Below are 16,800 nucleotides of genomic sequence, written 5' to 3'. Positions count from 1 at the left end.
TCAACCCTCCTTGACCAGGCCGAGGTCACCCAGCACTTCGCGGGTCGCCTCGTAATAACGCACGTAGCCGGTGCAGCGGCACACATGGTGGCCGAGGCTGGCCTCGATGGCGCCCTCCAGCTCGCTCTGTTTCAGCGGCTTGCGCTGGGCCTTTTCCACCAGCACCGTGGCGGCGTTGACGAAGCCCGGCGCGCAGTAGCTGCACTGGAAGGCGAAGCGGTCGACGAACTTCTGCTGGATCGGGTTCAACTCGCCCGGATTGCCGGCTTCGTCGAGCTTGGCGTGGTCTTCGATGGTGCGGACTTTCTTGCCCTCGAAGTAATGCGCGCCGGTGATGCAGGTGCGCACTTCCTCGCTGGTGCCGTCGGGGTTGTCGACGATCACCACGCAGGCATGGCAGATACCTTGGCCACAGCCCAGGCGGGAGCCTGTGAGGTTCTGGTATTCGTGCAGGAAGTCGATCATCGCCAGGTCATCGGGGACCACTTCGGTGACGACAGGTTGACCGTTGAGGGTCAGTTGCAGCTTGCGGTCAGCCATTGAGGGCCTCCTTGACTCGGGCGGGGGTGATGGGCAGGTCGCGCACGCGCTTGCCGATGGCATGGGCCACGGCGTTGCCGATGGCGCCGACCACCGGGATCATCACCACTTCGGCGATGCCCTTGGACGGGTCGGTCGGCGACAGCGGCGGCAGGATCTCCGAGGTCTGCTTCCACACCGCCACATGTTTGGCCATCGGCAGGCGATAACGGTTGAAGTTCCAGTCGCCCTCACCCGGGCCACCCTCGTACAGCGGCATTTCCTCCAGCAGCGCATGGCCGATGCCCATGGCGATACCGCCCTCGAGCTGGCCCTTGACCAGCTCCGGCACCAGTACCCGGCCGCACTCGACCCAGCTGTGGTGGTTGAGCACCGTCACCTCGCCGCTGCCCTTGTTGACCTTGACCTCGACGATGGTCGCCACCGGGCTGTAGTAGGTGACCATGGCGTTGTTCAACTGGGTGGCCGGGTATTCGGCGTTCTGCCGGTCGAGCAGGTGGAAGCCGGCGCTGTTCATCTGCGCCTTCTTCGCGTTCACCGCGCCGTCGCCGTATTTCACCGCCACGGCATCGAGCGGCAGGCGCTCGCGCACGCCGTCAATGACGAAGTCGGCCTCGGCCCAGCTCCAGCGGTTGAATCCGTGCACGCTGACACCGGTGACCAGGCCCATTTCGTGGGCCTTCTTGGCCAGCGTGGCGAACGGGATCGGCGCCAGGCCGTTGCCGGTCAGCTCACCGTTGACCCACACCGCGTTCTCGCGGCGCACCACCAACGGGTTGGCCTGGCCGCCATACGGGCCCTGGCTCCACAGGGCCATGGCCGCCGGCCACAGGCCATGGTTGAACAGCACGCGCGCCGCTTCGCGGGTGGCGTGGCTGAAGTAGAACGCCGAGTTGGTCGCCGACGACGGCGAAGCCAGCTTGCCGACCCAGCGCGGGTTGCGCAGCGCGGCGTCCTGCTCGGCCTGGCTGATCAGGTAGGGGTTGCCGCTGGTGGTCAGCGCCAGCTCCGGCCATTCGGTCTGGGCGGTCATCACCTCATCGGCGACACGGCCGAGGAAGTCGCTGACCACCAGGGCCTGGGAGGTGGACATGCCAGTGCCCAGCTCAGTGCCGATATGGCGCAGGCTGATACGACCGTCAGCGCTGAACTCGACCGCCGCCATCGGCGCCTCGGAGCCTGTGCCGAAGTCTTTCTGGGTGATGGCAAAGCCCACGCCGTACCAGTTGTCGTGGTCCTTGGCGTCCTCGGCCTGCTTGCGCGCGTGGCGGTTCTTCCACCAGTCGTGCGCGGCGGCCTTGTCGAGGATCTCGTGCAGACGCAAGGCACCGGCGGGCACTGCGCCCTGGGTGTTCTTCATGCCCGACTTGAGCGCGTTCTTGCGGCGCAGCTCGATGGCGTCAACGCCCAGGCGGTCGGCGATCTCGTCGACCATCATCTCGGTGGCGGCCATGCTCTGCAGGGTGCCGTAGCCGCGCATGGAGCCGGCCTCGACGCCACGGGAATGGTAAGCGGTCACCGACAGGTCGTTCTGCGGCATGTAGTAGATCGACTGCGCTGCGGTGGCGCCCACGGCGGCCACCGACGGGCTGTAGTTGATGCGCCCGCCGCCGTCGACGCTCATGTCGGCGCGGAAAATCTTGAAGCTCATGTCCTTCTTGTCGACGGCCAGCTGGTAGCGGATGTCGAACGGGTGGCGCTTGATGCCGCTCTGGAACTGCTCGTAGCGGTCGTTGGCCAGGCGGATCGGCACGCCCGCGCCGTACAGGGCGGCGACGGCGGCGTAGAACACGAAGATGTTGTTGTCCTTGGAACCGTAGCCGACGGTGTAGCCGGGATGCATGTTCAGATGTTTCAGGCCGAAGCGCGACGGCTTGATCATGTGCACGCATTCCTGCGCCACTTCGAACGGGCACTGGGTGGCCACGACGAAATGCAGGGTGCCGGTGGCCGGGTCGAACCAGCCGTTGCCGTTGTCCGGCTCGAGGGCCGCGGGCTCGATCGACGGGGTCTTGTAGCGCTCGTCGAACAGCAGCCAGTCTTCCGGCGGCTGCTTGAGCTGCTCGTCGATGCGCTGGGCGTAGAACATCCCCTGCTCGGTGAGGGTGCCGTGCTGCTTGGGCTCGGCAGTCCATACCGGCTTGCGCGCCAGGATGGTGGGGAACAGCATGGTGTTCTTCAGGCTCGAGTATTCGTCCTCGTCGAACGGCGTCTTGCCGCCCACGCGCACGAAACGGAAGCTGCCGTAGGGGTCGCGCTGGTACAGCGGCGCCTGGGCGCCGTAGCGGATCGCCTGGTCGTTGAACTGCAGCTTGAGCTTGGCCTTGCGGAAGCGCTCGAAGTCGTTCCAGATCAGGATCGCCACCGGGTGGCCGATGAACATCGGCACCTGGCCCGGGGGCAGCAGCGGGTCCGGCGAATGGGCTTCGGGCCAGGCGATGCCGTCCTTCTTCAGGTCGTCGGCGGTGACGATGCGGTCCGGCTGCAGCTCGGCGCCCAGCAGGGACAGGTCGTAGCCTGCGTAGAGGCGGTCGGCCTTGGTGGCCTTGAGCAGCATGGCGTGGCCCTGCTGCTGCGGCCAGCCGGGCATGTCCTTGGCGCGGATGTCGCGGGCGAACACCTTGTTGCCACAGACCTTGGACAGCGCGTCGTTACGGAAGCGCGCCTTGCCGTCGTGGTTCATCCACTTCTGCGGCGAGGTGGTGACCTTGTTTTCCATCAGGGCGGCGAAGGCCTGGCTGCCGAGCGGCGCCAGGGTCACGCCGACACCGGCGATCAGCCCGCCTTGCAGGAACGAGCGCCGGGAAATATCACGGTTGGACATGGTTGATCCTCTGGGTAGCTCTTGGGCTGCCCATGCTTTTTCTGGTGCTTGAGAAACTGGGAGGGCGCGCACGATCACAAAAACTGACTACGAAGTCAAGTTAACGATCGTAGGGTGCCTCTGCAAGTCAAGCAGACAACTTGTCGCGGGGTGGGGCCTTCGATTGGATAGGGCCCATGGGGAGGGCAACCGAGGCATCGCTATTGCTGGGAACAGGCGTTGCTGGTGATCGCGGGACAAGCCCGCTCCTACAGGTGGGGGGCGTAATCGGGGGCAAAAAAAGACGCCTCATCAGAGGCGTCAAGACATTCACCTGTAACCAAAGGAGCACGTGGGCTTCTCAAGGTGAATCCGGGAAATGCTCAAAGGATCGACAGTGGGTACTCGACAATCACCCGCACCTCGTCCAGGTCCGATTCAAAGGCCGTGGCCCGGGTGGTGGCCTGGCGCACGCGCAGCGACAGGTCCTTGGCCGCGCCGGTCTGCACCACGTACTTGACCTCGATGTCGCGCTCCCAGCGCTTCTGGTCGGTGAGCGGGTCGCCGTTGTCGTCGCGGCGCATGTAGTAGGCGTTGGCGTGGCTGTAGTCGGCGTCGCTGCCACGGCCGTAGCGGGTCATGAACGAAAGCCCCGGCACGCCGTAGGCGGCCATGTTCAGGTCGTAGCGCAGCATCCACGAGCGCTCCTTCGGCGAATTGAAGTCGCTGTACTGGATGGAGTTGTCGAGGAAGATCGAGTCGGACTGGCGCAGGTAGTCGAAATCGTCGTCGCCGTTGTTGCGCTGGTGGGTCAGCGCGAGGGTGTGGGCGCCGTAGCGCACGCCGAGCTTGGCGCTCCAGATGTCGTTGTCGAACTGCCCCAGGCGCTGACGCCCCTCGTCCTTGGCGTTGTAGAAATTGAAGCCGCCGATCAGCGCCAGTTCGTCCGACAACGGCCAGGTCACGCTGGTGCCGGCGTAGTACTGGTTCCACACATCCTTCAGGCGGCTGCCGAACAGGCTCACGCTGACGTTTTCATTGATCGCGTAGTCGCCACCGCCATAGGCGATCCACGGCGAGTCCACCGGGCCGCCGTAGAAGGTCACGAAGTTCTCGCGCAGGTTGCTGGACACCGGCTGGCTCATGGCGTGCAGGCGCCCGGCCTGCAGCGTCAGGCCTTGCAGGCTGGTGTTCTCCAGGGTCACCCCGCGAAAGCTTTCCGGCAGCAGCCGCGAGTCGCCGGCAGCGACCACCGGGTTGACCGGAAACACGTCGCCCACCCGCAGCACGGTGTCGAACAGGCGCACCTTGGCCGCGCCGCCGACCTTGCTGTATTCGTCGCGAGCCTGGCCGTCACGGTCCACCGGCAGCACGTCGAACGAGCTGCGCCCGCCGTTGCGCCCGCCACCGGTGTCGAGCTTGAGCCCGAGCATGGCGAAGGCATCCACGCCGACACCCACCGTGCCCTGGGTGAAGCCGGATTCGAAGCGGGTGATGATGGCGTGGGCCCAGGCTTCGGAGTAGCCGTTGTCGCTGGCCTTGCCGGGGTTGTAGGTGGGCGCGCGACCGTCGCGATGGTCTCGATTGAAGTAGTAATTGCGGTTGAGCACGCTCAGGCGGCTGCCCTCGATGAACCCCTCCTGCTGCTCTTGCGCGGCCCAGGCCGCCGGGCCGAAGCCAGCCAGGGCCAGCAGGGCGGCCAGGGAAAGTGTTGGATTGCTTGTCATCCGATGCTCCTTCGATTGCGGCTGTTCTTGTTCTCGGGCCTTGGCGCTGGAGCGTCCCTGGTCTGGCCAGATGCGTGCGCACCCAGCCCCGTTGGCCGAGCCTGATGCTCGCCGCTGGCGGATAACGGGAAGGTGATGGGAGGATTACAATCGTGTCATTCACGGCCGCGGGATCGGCATCCACGGCCACCTTTCATATCTGTAACCCGGGCGTCATGCCGCTGTCGGCTGCCCGTCGCTAGCGTGGACTGCGAAACGAACCTTTCGGAGACACGCACCATGCTACGACCGACCCTGATCGCCGCCCTGCTGGCGCTTTCCCTTTCGGCCCAGGCCACGGGCTTTTCCAAGCTGGACAACGAGCAGTTGCTCGAAGACCATCAGCAGGCCGTGGCGGCCTACGCGGCGCAACGCGCCAAGCCGATGCCGGAGATCGTCGACTATCGCTATGGCATGAAGCTCGACGTCGCCCGCCTCGTGCGCCAGTCGGGCGACCCGCGCACCTGCGAGGTGGTGCCCCGGCTGATGACCTTCGAGGACAGCCAGGGCACCCTGCGCACCGTGCGCTACTCGGTGCAGTCGCAATGCATCAACAACAAGTAGCTCAGCCGCGCAGCCCGTCCACCAGCTGCAGGCTGTTGCGCCCGCCGCGCTTGGAGGCGTACAGCAGCACGTCCCCCTGCTCGATCAGGGCCGCCAGGCTGGCCGGTGGCCGATCGAACAGATTGGCACCAATGCTCAGGGTCACCGCCTCGGGGGTGCGGAACGATTGCTCGGCCGTGGCCTGGAACTGCCGGCGCAAGGTATCGGCCAGCTGTTCAATGGCCTGGCGCGAAGCATCACCCAGCAGGATGACGAACTCGTCACCGCCCAGGCGCGCGGCGATCGCCCGTTCCGGCAGCAATGCCCGGATCATTTCGCTCAAGGCCACCAGCAGGCGGTCACCGGCGGCGTGCCCGTGCAGGTCGTTGACCAGCTTGAAGTGGTCGATGTCGATCAGCAACAGAGCACCCGGACGCTGCGGCGAGACCTCCTTCAGCAGGCTCGCCGCCCGCACCTCCAGGGCCCGGCGGTTGTACAGCGCGGTCAACGGATCGCGCGCGGCCAGACGCTCGATGCGCTCCTCGCGGCGGTAGCGCACGGTGCCGGTCATCGACAGGGCGATCAGCATGATCGCCATGGCGCCCTCCACCAGCGACGCCTGGATGATCTGCCCACGGAACGCCGTGAGGTCGATCAGCGTCCCCGGCAGCAGCGCCGGCAAGGTCTTGGCCAGGTAGAACAGGCCATGCAGCAGCAGGATGTAGCGCAACTGCACCGCCCCCACGCTCAGGGACTTGCCGTGCGGGCGCAGCAACGCGCTGGCGTACAGGGTGAAGCCGGCGACCAGCAGCGAGTTGAGCACCAGGAAAGTCTTCGACCACAGCGGCCATTGCGGCAGCAGCAACAGGCCCGACCAGAGCAGCGGCGCCAGGTAGCAGGCCCGTGACAGCCGCGTCTCGGTGAAGCGCGACCCCCCCAGCAAAAACAGCCAGTGAGCGGCGACCAGCATGCCGTTGGCAAACCAGATGCCGACGAACAGATAACCGCTGCCGCGCAGCAGGGCAAGCGAGGAGCCGACGCTGATGGTGGCGAAGCTGGCGCTCCAGCACAGCAAGGAGGACTCGCGCACGCTGATCCATTCCGCGGCCAGGTACAAGGCGGCGACCGCGGCCAGGGCAATGGAGAGGGTCAGCAGGGTGGAAGCGTCGAACGCCATGGGTGGGGGTGGCCTGTGTATTACCGTTCAGAGCGCTGATTGTATGCGCTCGACGGCGTTTGCACAGGCACATTTGATATCCAAATGATGGCATTCTGACGAACAACCCATCCGCCCGCGCTATTGCCCGGAAAGGAAGCTCACCAGCTGCCGCCCATGGGAGCTCAGCGCCTCCCAGCCACGGAAGCAGATGCGCAGTTCCAGGGTCGCCCAGCGCTCCTCCAGCGCCACCCGGCGCACCGCCAGTTCCTGCTCGGCGCGCACCGCGGCGGTCTCGGGCAACATGGAGATGCCGGCGTGCTGGGCCACCAGCTGGGCGATGGCTTCGAAGCTGGGGGCGCGCACCCGCACCTTCAGCGGCATGGCCAGGTTCATCGCCAGCTCCTCGACGAAACGCTGCATGGCGCGCTCGGCCGGCAGGCAGACGAAGGGAAACCCCAGGGCATCCGCCAGGCGCAGCTGGCCACGCCCGGCCAACGGGTGATCGAGCGGCACCAGCAGCACCAGGCGCTCGGTGCGAAATGGCAGCGACACCAGGCCATCGTTGACCAGGTTGCCGTCGTACACGCCGATCTCGCACTCCCCGGCCAGTACCACCCGCAGCACATCGATGCTCTTGTGCTCGACCAGTTGCAGGTCCACTTCCGGGTAGTCGGCCAGGAATGGCCCGAGCACCGCCGGCAGCAAGGTGCTGTTGGTCACCGTGGAGGCCGCCAGGTGCAGGGTGATGCGCCGCTGGCCGGCCAGCTCGCCGAGGGTGTCGTGCAGTTTCTGCGCCTCGCCCAGCACGCCGCGTGCCGACTCCAGCACCAGGCGCCCGGCGGGGGTCAGCTGCATGCCGTCGGTCTTGCGCAGGAACAGGGTCAAGCCACAGCGCGCCTCGAACAGGCGCAGCCGGGTGCTGGCGGCCGAGACCGCCACCGGAAAGGTCGCCGCCGCCTTGCTCAGGCTGCCGGTCGCGGCGATGGCCGCGAGCAGGCGCAGGTCCGCCAGATCAAAGTGCATCAGGGCTTCTCCAAATCAGAACACCATGTTCGAGAAAAAGCGATTCTAGCCTGCCTGCGTTCTGCGCAGAATAAGCCACGCCCCCTTGCCGTCACGGACCTGTCATGACCCGCCTGCCCACCCCGCTCCACCGCGCCCTCGCCAACGGCAGCCTGTATGCCGTGCTCGCAGCCCTGGGTTTCAGCTTCAAGGCCATCTTCGTCAAGCTCGCCTATGCCGCCGGCCCCGTGGACGCCATCAGCCTGCTGGCGTTGCGCATGGCCTTGTCGCTGCCGCTGTTCGCCTGGCTGGTGTGGGCCAGTCGTGGCCAGGGCGGTGCGCCGCTGAGCGCTGGCGATGGCCTGCGGGTTGCCCTGCTTGGCCTGTTCGGCTACTACCTGGCCAGCCTGTTCGACTTCTATGGATTGCAGTTCATCAGCGCCGGCCTGGAGCGCCTGATCCTGTTCACCTACCCGACCCTGGTGCTGGTGATCCAGGCCGTTGTTCAACGCGAACGCCCCACCCTGCGTACGCTGGCGGCCATGGGCCTGTGCTACCTCGGGTTGGGCATTGCCTTCGTGCATGACATCGGCAGCACGGGCGCCGGCAACCAGGTGCTGGTCGGCTCGCTCTGGGTGTTCGCCAGCGCGGTGACCTATGCCCTGTACTACTCCGGCACCGGGATGATGCTCAAGCGCATGAACTCGATGCGCCTGGCCGGCCTGTGCGGCAGCGCCTCGTCGCTGATGGTGCTGGCTCATTACCTGCTGGTGGCGGATGTCGCGCCGTTGCTGCAGTTGCCGAGCGCGGTGTGGCTCAACGCGGCGCTGATGGCGTTGTTCTCCACGGTATTGCCGATCTACTGGGTGGCCCTGGCGATCCAGCGCATGGGCCCCACGCACACGGCGGCGGTGGGCAACCTGGGGCCGGTGCTGACCATGCTGGCATCGTGGCTGATCCTCAGCGAGGCGGTTTCGCTGTACCAGGTGGCCGGGTTGGTGCTGGTGCTGTTCGGGGTGTCGCGGCTGAAACCTGCGAAGAAGCCCGAGGCGCCAGCCACACCGGCGCCCGCCTCGGCACGTTAGGAAATTGCCCGCCCCGTCGAACGGCGCTATCGCACAGGGAACGAAGCTACAAGCGTCACCAGCGTGGGAGCGGGCTTGACCCGCGATCACCGGCAAAGCCGGTGCCAGGTCCATCGCGGGGCAAGCCCGCTCCTACGCTGCGCCGGTTGAATCAAAATATTGCGTTTTTCAGGCCCATGCATCCCACGACCGCGTACATTGCATTTGCCCCATACAGCGAACCCATGGCATAGAAAGCAGTCCACCTGCATAGCGCCTACTTGGAGACTCCCCATGAGCAAGCCCTACGTTCCGCCCAAGGTCTGGACCTTCGAGGCGCCCTCCGGCGGCCAGTTCGCCAGCATCAACCGCCCGGTGGCCGGCCCCACCCACGACAAGCCGCTGCCCACCGGCAAGCACCCGCTGCAGCTGTATTCCCTGGCCACGCCCAATGGCGTCAAGGTCACCATCCTCCTGGAAGAACTGCTGGCCCTCGGCCACGGCGGCGCCGAATACGACGCCTGGCTGATCCGCATCGGCGAGGGCGACCAGTTCGGCAGTGGCTTCGTGCAGGTCAACCCCAACTCGAAGATTCCCGCCCTGCTCGACCGCGGCGTCGAACCGCCGGTGCGAGTGTTCGAGTCCGGTTCGATCCTGCTGTACCTGGCGGAAAAGTTCGGCGCCTTCCTGCCCAAGGACCTGGCCACGCGCACCGAAACCCTCAACTGGCTGTTCTGGCAGATGGGCTCGGCGCCTTACCTGGGCGGTGGTTTCGGCCATTTCTACGTCTATGCGCCGGAAAAGTTCGAGTACGCCATCAACCGCTTCACCATGGAAGCCAAGCGCCAGCTCGACGTACTCGACCGCCGGCTGGCCGAAAGCGCCTACCTGGGCGGCCCCGAGTACAGCATCGCCGACATCGCCGTGTGGCCCTGGTATGGCCAGCTGGTGCGCGGCAACCTGTACGGCGCGGCGGAGTTCCTCGCGGTGCACGAATACCCGAACGTGCAGCGCTGGGCCGAAGCCATCGCCCAGCGCCCGGCCGTACAACGCGGCACCCGGGTCAATCGAACCTGGGGCGACGAAGCCAGCCAGGTGGCGGAACGCCATTCGGCGGCGGATCTTGCCTGATATCGAACGGGGTCGATTGCCGGCCCTGTTCCCAGATCAATATCAATTTAATATCACCGCATCCTAAAGTTCCCTGCAACGCGGCCGTCATCCTGCTCAGATTTCAAACCTGCGCAAGGAAGTCCCACGTTGAACACACTGCTGCGAGCCGCCACCCTGGCGGCTTTGCTGTCCATGACCGGTTGTATTTCCTATAACGTCACCGGCCCGGTCGGCACCCCGCCACACCCTGCCACCATCACCAGCCCACGCACCGCGCAGATCGCCGACGTGGTGGTGTCCGCCCCCGGCATCGACGAAGCCACGCGCACCACCATCAGCCGCTCGCTGACCAGCCAGCTCGGCCAGTACGTGGAAAAAGGCGGCTACTTCAAGGCAATCAGCGAGTACCCCACCCGCCTCGACGAGCAGGACGTGTTGCTGAAATTCGACATGACCTCCCTCAAGGGCCGTCGCGCCCCGCATCCAGGCTACTTCCCCGGCGCCTTGCTGACGCTGACGCTGTGGATCTGGGTCAATGGCCCGATCTATGTCGACAGTTTCGATGTCGCCGGCGACCTGGTCATCGTCGACCGCAACGGCACCGAGCTGGCCAGGGCCAAGGACCAGGTCAAGCTCGAGCGCAATGTCGGCCTGTATGGCCGCGAATACTGGGCACCGACCATGGGTTCGAAACAGCTCAACCAGCTGGTGACCGAGCTGATGGATACCGCCACCGTGCAACTGGCCAAACGTTGAAAGAAGGGATCGCCCCATGAACGGTTTCAAACACCTGCTGCTGCTCGGCGCACTGCTGCTCGGCGGCTGCGTCTCCTACTCCACCGGCGACCTCGCCCCGGTCGGCACCTGGCCGCCCAAGGCCAGCGTCGAGGCGGTCAAGCCCAATGCCTACCTGCGCAATACGTCGCTCTTCAAGGCCAACAACAACCCGGCTACCGCCGCTGCCGGCGCGCAGGCGCAGATGTGGGAAAAGACCCTCACCGAGACTTACCAGGAGTCCGGACGTTTCACCCAGGTGACCACGCAGAAAGGCACGGCCGACCTGTACGCCGAATCGACCCTGACCAACCATGAGCAGTTCGTCGTGGCCTCGGCGTTCATCACCGGCTTCACCTTCTTCATCGTGCCGTCGACCGCCAAGAACACCTTCACCCTGGAGACCGTGTTCAAGGACAAGGACGGCAAGGAAATCGGCCGCGTCAGCAAGAGCGAGTCGGTGCGCACCTGGATGCAGCTGGTACTGATCGTCGGCCTGCCATTCCAGGCCGATACCCGCGACGTGGTCCGCGAACTGGCCCGCAGCACCCTGGACGAGGCGGTACAGCGCAAGTTGCTGTAATCACCAAAGCCCATCGATAACCTGGGAGCGGCGGTTCGCCGCTTCCTCGTTATTCAGCCCTGCCCCGCAGCGCCTGAATGCCGCGCTGCAACGAAGCATTTCGCCACTGCATGCCTGCGCCCATCGGGACCTTCTTGCTACACTCGCGCCATGATTTTTCCACCTGCACAACTGTGGTGACAGCATGATCGAGGTAACCGAGGTTTCCATTGCCGAGCTGCGCGACGCGCTCGAGTCCGGCCGCACGACTGCCGTCGAGCTGGTCAAGGCCTACCTGGCGCGCATCGACGCCTACGATGGCAAGGACACCGCCACCGCACTCAATGCCGTGGTCGTGCGCAACCCTGAAGCGCTCAAGGAGGCCGAAGCCTCCGACGCCCGCCGCACCCGTGGCGAGACCCTCGGCCCGCTGGACGGCATTCCCTACACCGCCAAGGACAGCTACCTGGTCAAGGGCCTGACCGCCGCCTCCGGCAGCCCGGCGTTCAAGGACCTGGTGGCCCAGCGTGACGCCTTCACCGTCGAGCGCCTGCGCGCCGGCGGCGCCATCTGCCTGGGCAAGACCAACATGCCGCCCATGGCCAACGGCGGTATGCAGCGCGGCGTCTACGGCCGCGCCGAAAGCCCGTACAACGCCGCCTACCTGACCGCGCCCTTCGCCTCCGGCTCGTCCAACGGCGCCGGCACCGCCACCGCCGCCAGCTACAGCGCCTTCGGCCTGGCCGAGGAAACCTGGTCCAGTGGCCGTGGCCCGGCCTCTAACAACGGCCTGTGCGCCTACACCCCGTCGCGCGGGGTGATCTCGGTGCGCGGCAACTGGCCGCTGACGCCGACCATGGACGTGGTCGTGCCCTACGCCCGGACCATGGCCGACCTGCTGGAGATCCTCGACGTGGTGGTGGCCGACGACGCCGACAGCCGCGGCGACCTGTGGCGCCTGCAGCCGTGGGTGCCGATCCCGGCCGCCTCGAGCGTGCGTCCGCAGTCGTACCTGGACCTCGCCGTGGGCGCCGAGTCGCTCAAGGGCAAGCGCTTCGCAGTGCCACGCATGTACATCAACGCCGACCCCGAAGCCGGTACCTCGGAAAAACCCGGCATCGGCGGCCCGACCGGCCAGCGCATCAACACCCGCGCCAGCGTGATCGAACTGTGGCAGCAGGCCCGCCAGGCCCTGGAAGCGGCCGGCGCCGAAGTGGTCGAGACCGACTTCCCGCTGGTCTCCAACTGCGAGGGCGATCGCCCGGGCGCGCCGACCGTGTTCACCCGTGGCATCGTCAGCAAGGAATTCCTCCATGACGAACTGTGGGAGCTGTCCGGCTGGGCCTTCGACGACTTTCTGCGCGCCAACGACGATCCCAAGCTCAACCGCCTGGCCGATGTCGACGGCCCGCAGATCTTCCCCCACGACCCAGGCACCCTGCCCAACCGTGAGGACGACCTGGCCGCCGGCATGGACGAATACGTCAACATGGCCAAGCGCGGCCTGAAGAGCTGGGACCAGATCGCCAGCGTGCCCGACGGCTTGCGCGGCCTGGAAGCCACCCGCAAGCTCGACCTGGAAGACTGGATGGACGCCCAGGGCCTGGACGCGGTGCTGTTCCCCACCGTGGCCGACGTCGGCCCGGCGGATGCCGATGTGAACCCCGCGTCGGCGGACATCGCCTGGAGCAACGGTATCTGGGTGGCCAACGGCAACCTGGCGATCCGTCACCTGGGCGTGCCAACCGTGACCGTGCCGATGGGCGTCATGGCCGATATCGGCATGCCGGTGGGACTGACCTTCGCCGGCAAGGCGTACAGTGACAACAATCTGTTGAAATTCGCTGCCGCCTTCGAGTCGACCGGCTCGCGCCGCATGATCCCGCCGCGCACGCCCAAGCTGGGCTGACCCCAAGGCCAAAGTACCGGCCACATCCTGTAGGAGCGGCCTTGTGCCGCGAAAGGGCTGCATAGCAGCCCCAGGTTCAGTGATGAGACCAAGATCGCCGGGGCCGCTCTGCGGCCCTTTCGCGGCACAAGGCCGCTCCTACAACGATCGCGCAAGGCTTGAGGGGCGTGGTCAACGAGCACGCTGGCAAAACTCAACAAATCATGCAAATATCAACTTTGTGTTGATATTTGCATGATGCCATGACCCTCATCGAAGAACGCCAACTCACCCTGACTGTCCTCCAGGCCACCCTGCAGGCCCTGGGCAGTGTCGTCCCACGCAACGTCGAAATCCTCCTGCATAACCTCGAGCACCCGGAGCGCTCGGTGGTGGCGATCGTCAACGGCCATCTCTCCGGCCGCCGGGTCGGCAGTCCGATTCTCGCAGCCCCCGAGCAGGACCAGGGCTTCAAGGCGCTGATGCAGGCCTCGGCCGACCAACAGGGCTCTGCGCCAGTGGTGCTGCCCGACTACCCCACCACCCTCAAGGGTCGCAGCCTGCGCAGCGCCACGGCGATCTTCCGTGATCGCGATGGCCAACCCTTCGCCAGCCTGTGCGTAAACACCGACGTCACCGGCCTGGAGGCTGCCATGGCCTTTCTCCAGCACTTCCAGCCACTGGGCGCCACACCGGCGCCCGCCGACGAGGCAGCCGACATGCCCGCGCTGATGGCCGGGATCATCCAGGACGCGCTGCAACGCAGCGGCCAGGGGCGGATGAACAAGCAGGCCAAGGTCGAAGCCGTGCGCATCATGCAGGAGCGCGGCCTGTTCATCGTCAAGGGTGGCGTGGAGAAAGCCGCCGAGGCCCTCGGCGTGACCCGCTATACCGTCTACAACTACCTGGAGCAGCTGCGCGGCGAGCCCGCCACGGCTGCCCGCGACTGAACCCCGGAGCCCATCATGCCGCTGCACATTGCTACCCCGCTGATCGAATCCCGCCCGCTGTCCCTGAGCGCCGGCCGCCCGGTGTGGCTCAAGCTCGAAGCCCTGCAACCGTGCGGCTCGTTCAAGCTGCGCGGCGTCGGCCATGCCTGTGAGGTCCACCATGCCCGCGGTGCCCGGCATTTCGTCTCGTCATCCGGCGGCAACGCCGGCCTGGCGGTGGCCTATGCCGGCCGCAAGCTCGGCGTGCCGGTGACCGTGGTGGTGCCCGAGACCACCACCGAACGGGCCAGGGAACTGCTGCGCCTGGAAGACGCCAGCGTGGTCGTGCGCGGCAGTTCCTGGCAGGAAGCCAATGAACACGCCCAGACCCTGGTCGGCGCGGACGACGCCTTCATCCACCCGTTCGACGATCCGCTGCTGTGGACCGGCCACGCCAGCATGATCGACGAAGTCGCCGCAGCAGGTTTCAAGCCCGACGCGGTGGTGCTTTCGGTTGGCGGCGGCGGCCTGCTCCGCGGGGTGGTCGAGGGCTTGCAGCGCAACGGCTGGCACGACGTGCCGGTACTGGCGGTGGAGACCGATGGCGCGGCATCGCTGCATGCCGCCATGGCCGCCGGACATACCGTGGAACTGCCGCGCATCGCTTCAGTGGCCACTTCGCTGGGCGCCAAGCGGGTCGCCGAGCAGGCGCTGGCCTGCACCCGCCAGCACCCGGTGCTCAGCCACCTGGTCAATGACCGCGAAGCCCTCGACGCCTGCGAGCGGCTGCTGCGCGATCATCGCCTGCTGGTGGAGCCGGCCTGCGGCGCCGCGCTGGCCCTGCTCGAACGCCCCGAGGCCATGGCGGCCTACGGCAATGTGCTGGTGATCGTCTGCGGTGGCGCCACCGCCACGCTGGAACAGATCCGCGCCTGGCGAGCGGCCTGCTGATCCAGGCTGAATCTGCGCAGCTGTCGGCGAACACGTTATCGGGATAGGCCGGGGCTGATCGTGCGGACCGCTCCGAAGCATCTGCTGCTGTTCCTCTGGTCCACGTCGCTGGCGACCTTCCGCTTCGGCATGGCCCCCGGCAGTTCGGGCCAGATCAAGCCGACCCGCGCATCCATCCAGGCCCAGGCCGACCTGCTGCTGCGCAGCCTGCGCCTGGAACCGTGGCCACTGGGCAGGATCGCCTGAACGCTATATCACTGAAAACATAACGATCACCCTGCCCGCCAAGCATTGAATGATCGCTCCCTTCCCGCGCTCATCGGATTCTCCCTGCGTCCGGGAACAGCCGATTACGATAGTCACATTTGTTTGTTCGACTTGCCGATGCCCCAGCAGGAAAAGGCTGTCGGTCGGCCATCGCGGCACGGACCGGTCCGGCACCAGGGGCGGCACAGCCACGGGCCTGATGGCGCTTCGCCAACGAAGTGCGCGCGCAACTCGGACGAAATGCGCCTCGCGCCCTTTCGTAGCGCGGCAAGTGAAGGCACAATGCGTGTCCTTTTTTTGGCCGGCCTGGCCGGGGGCCTTTAAATGATCAAGACGCCGTACTACCTCATCGATAAACAGAAACTGCTGGGCAACATGGAAAAGATTGCCTACGTGCGCCAGCAGTCCGGGGCCAAGGCCCTGCTCGCTCTCAAGTGCTTCGCCACCTGGTCGGTGTTCGACCTGATGCAGCAGTACATGGACGGCACCACCTCGTCCTCGCTGTTCGAGCTCAAGCTCGGCCGCCAGAAGTTCGCCGGTGAAACCCACGCCTACAGCGTGGCCTGGGCCGACGATGAAGTCGAAGAGATGCTCGAGAACTGCGACAAGATCATCTTCAACTCCATCGGCCAGCTCGAGCGTTTCGCCGAGCAGTCCGAGGGCAAGGTGCGCGGCCTGCGCGTCAACCCGCAGGTGAGCAGCTCCGACTACCTGCTGGCCGACCCGGCACGCCCGTTCAGCCGCCTCGGTGAGTGGGACCCTGAGAAAATCGAGAAGGTGATCGAGAAGATCTCCGGCTTCATGTTCCACAACAACTGCGAGAACGGCGACTTCGGCCTGTTCGACAAGATGCTCACGCACATCGAGGAGCGCTTCGGCCACCTGCTGCACAAGGTCGAGTGGGTCAGCCTCGGTGGCGGCATCCATTTCACCGGCGAAGACTACGCGGTGGACGCGTTCTGCGCGCGCCTGAAAGCCTTCTCGCAACAGTACGGCGTGCAGGTCTACCTGGAGCCGGGCGAAGCGGCCATCACCAACAGCGCCTCGCTGGAAGTGACCGTGCTCGACACCCTGTACAACGGCAAGCACCTGGCCGTCGTCGACAGCTCGATCGAGGCACACCTGCTCGACCTGCTGATCTACCGCCTCAACGCCAAGATGGCGCCCAACGACGGCGCGCATACCTACATGGTCTGCGGCAAGTCGTGCCTGGCCGGCGATATCTTCGGCGAGTATCAGTTCGACAAGCCGCTGCAGATCGGTGACCGCCTGTCGTTCGTTGACACCGCCGGTTACACCATGGTCAAGAAAAACTGGTTCAACGGTCTGAAAATGCCGTCCATCGCGGTCAAGCAACTCGACGGCAGCGTCGAGGTGGTGCGCGAGTTCGGGTTCGAAGACTACGTTTCGAGCCTGTCGTAAGACAGGCTTTCATGAAG

Annotated in this window: 15 protein-coding genes; 10 read left to right on the top strand and 5 right to left on the bottom strand. The window is 65.9% G+C overall.

Features of this window, described 5'->3' with window-relative positions; all coding sequences use genetic code 11:
- The 3 genes from K2O50_RS11505 to K2O50_RS11495 form a co-directional block, all read right to left on the bottom strand.
- The gene (locus K2O50_RS11505) at positions 1 to 540 is read right to left on the bottom strand and encodes a (2Fe-2S)-binding protein (RefSeq protein ID WP_050705579.1); all 540 of its coding nucleotides are present in this window, start codon (positions 538 to 540) and stop codon (positions 1 to 3) included.
- The gene (locus K2O50_RS11500) at positions 533 to 3,364 is read right to left on the bottom strand and encodes a xanthine dehydrogenase family protein molybdopterin-binding subunit (RefSeq protein WP_050705578.1); all 2,832 of its coding nucleotides are present in this window, start codon (positions 3,362 to 3,364) and stop codon (positions 533 to 535) included. Before K2O50_RS11500 ends, K2O50_RS11505 begins: the two co-directional genes overlap by 8 nt.
- Positions 3,365 to 3,726: 362 nt before the next feature.
- Complete coding sequence (locus tag K2O50_RS11495; RefSeq protein WP_050705577.1) at positions 3,727 to 5,070, bottom strand: OprD family porin; 1,344 nt, start codon at positions 5,068 to 5,070, stop codon at positions 3,727 to 3,729.
- A gap of 279 nt (positions 5,071 to 5,349) precedes the next feature.
- Between K2O50_RS11495 and K2O50_RS11490 the strand changes: the two genes are divergently transcribed.
- Positions 5,350 to 5,673 (top strand): DUF2790 domain-containing protein, encoded by a 324-nt coding sequence (locus K2O50_RS11490; protein ID WP_050705576.1) that lies wholly within the window; start codon positions 5,350 to 5,352, stop codon positions 5,671 to 5,673.
- A 1-nt stretch (position 5,674) separates the two neighbouring features.
- Here the strand turns inward: K2O50_RS11490 and K2O50_RS11485 are convergent, their stop codons facing one another.
- Positions 5,675 to 6,829 (bottom strand): diguanylate cyclase, encoded by a 1,155-nt coding sequence (locus K2O50_RS11485; protein WP_050705575.1) that lies wholly within the window; start codon positions 6,827 to 6,829, stop codon positions 5,675 to 5,677.
- A gap of 120 nt (positions 6,830 to 6,949) precedes the next feature.
- Positions 6,950 to 7,834 (bottom strand): LysR substrate-binding domain-containing protein, encoded by an 885-nt coding sequence (locus K2O50_RS11480; protein ID WP_050705574.1) that lies wholly within the window; start codon positions 7,832 to 7,834, stop codon positions 6,950 to 6,952.
- A gap of 104 nt (positions 7,835 to 7,938) precedes the next feature.
- Between K2O50_RS11480 and K2O50_RS11475 the strand changes: the two genes are divergently transcribed.
- The 9 genes from K2O50_RS11475 (at position 7,939) to nspC (ending at position 16,783) form a co-directional block, all read left to right on the top strand.
- On the top strand, positions 7,939 to 8,898 hold the full coding sequence (locus K2O50_RS11475; protein ID WP_050705154.1) for a DMT family transporter: 960 nt from the start codon (positions 7,939 to 7,941) through the stop codon (positions 8,896 to 8,898).
- A 273-nt stretch (positions 8,899 to 9,171) separates the two neighbouring features.
- A complete protein-coding gene (yghU, locus tag K2O50_RS11470) occupies positions 9,172 to 10,008 on the top strand; it encodes a glutathione-dependent disulfide-bond oxidoreductase (protein WP_050705153.1) in 837 nt (278 codons plus the stop codon).
- A gap of 174 nt (positions 10,009 to 10,182) precedes the next feature.
- Entirely contained in the window at positions 10,183 to 10,746 is a 564-nt protein-coding gene (locus tag K2O50_RS11465) for a hypothetical protein (protein WP_050705157.1), read from the top strand.
- A 16-nt stretch (positions 10,747 to 10,762) separates the two neighbouring features.
- Positions 10,763 to 11,347 carry a hypothetical protein gene (locus K2O50_RS11460; RefSeq protein ID WP_050705152.1) on the top strand — a complete coding sequence of 195 codons (585 nt, stop codon included), beginning with the start codon at positions 10,763 to 10,765 and terminating at the stop codon, positions 11,345 to 11,347.
- Positions 11,348 to 11,531: 184 nt separating this feature from the next.
- Positions 11,532 to 13,235 (top strand): amidase, encoded by a 1,704-nt coding sequence (locus K2O50_RS11455; protein WP_050705151.1) that lies wholly within the window; start codon positions 11,532 to 11,534, stop codon positions 13,233 to 13,235.
- 242 nt (positions 13,236 to 13,477) lie between these two features.
- A complete protein-coding gene (locus K2O50_RS11450; protein ID WP_050705150.1) occupies positions 13,478 to 14,164 on the top strand; it encodes a transcriptional regulator in 687 nt (228 codons plus the stop codon).
- Positions 14,165 to 14,179: 15 nt separating this feature from the next.
- Positions 14,180 to 15,094, top strand: coding sequence for a pyridoxal-phosphate dependent enzyme (locus K2O50_RS11445; RefSeq protein WP_050705149.1), 915 nt, complete (start codon positions 14,180 to 14,182; stop codon positions 15,092 to 15,094).
- A 60-nt stretch (positions 15,095 to 15,154) separates the two neighbouring features.
- The gene (locus K2O50_RS11440; protein WP_050705148.1) at positions 15,155 to 15,340 is read left to right on the top strand and encodes a hypothetical protein; all 186 of its coding nucleotides are present in this window, start codon (positions 15,155 to 15,157) and stop codon (positions 15,338 to 15,340) included.
- 345 nt (positions 15,341 to 15,685) lie between these two features.
- Positions 15,686 to 16,783, top strand: a complete 1,098-nt coding sequence (gene nspC / locus K2O50_RS11435) for a carboxynorspermidine decarboxylase (RefSeq protein ID WP_050705147.1) — start codon at positions 15,686 to 15,688, stop codon at positions 16,781 to 16,783.
- The last annotated feature ends 17 nt before the right edge of the window (positions 16,784 to 16,800 follow it).

The organism is Pseudomonas sp. 2hn (genome assembly GCF_019646095.1).
Classification (GTDB): Bacteria; Pseudomonadota; Gammaproteobacteria; order Pseudomonadales; family Pseudomonadaceae; genus Aquipseudomonas; species Aquipseudomonas peradeniyensis.
The sequence above is the reverse complement of the archived record's forward strand: the minus strand, read 5'-3'. Positions and strand labels throughout refer to the sequence as shown.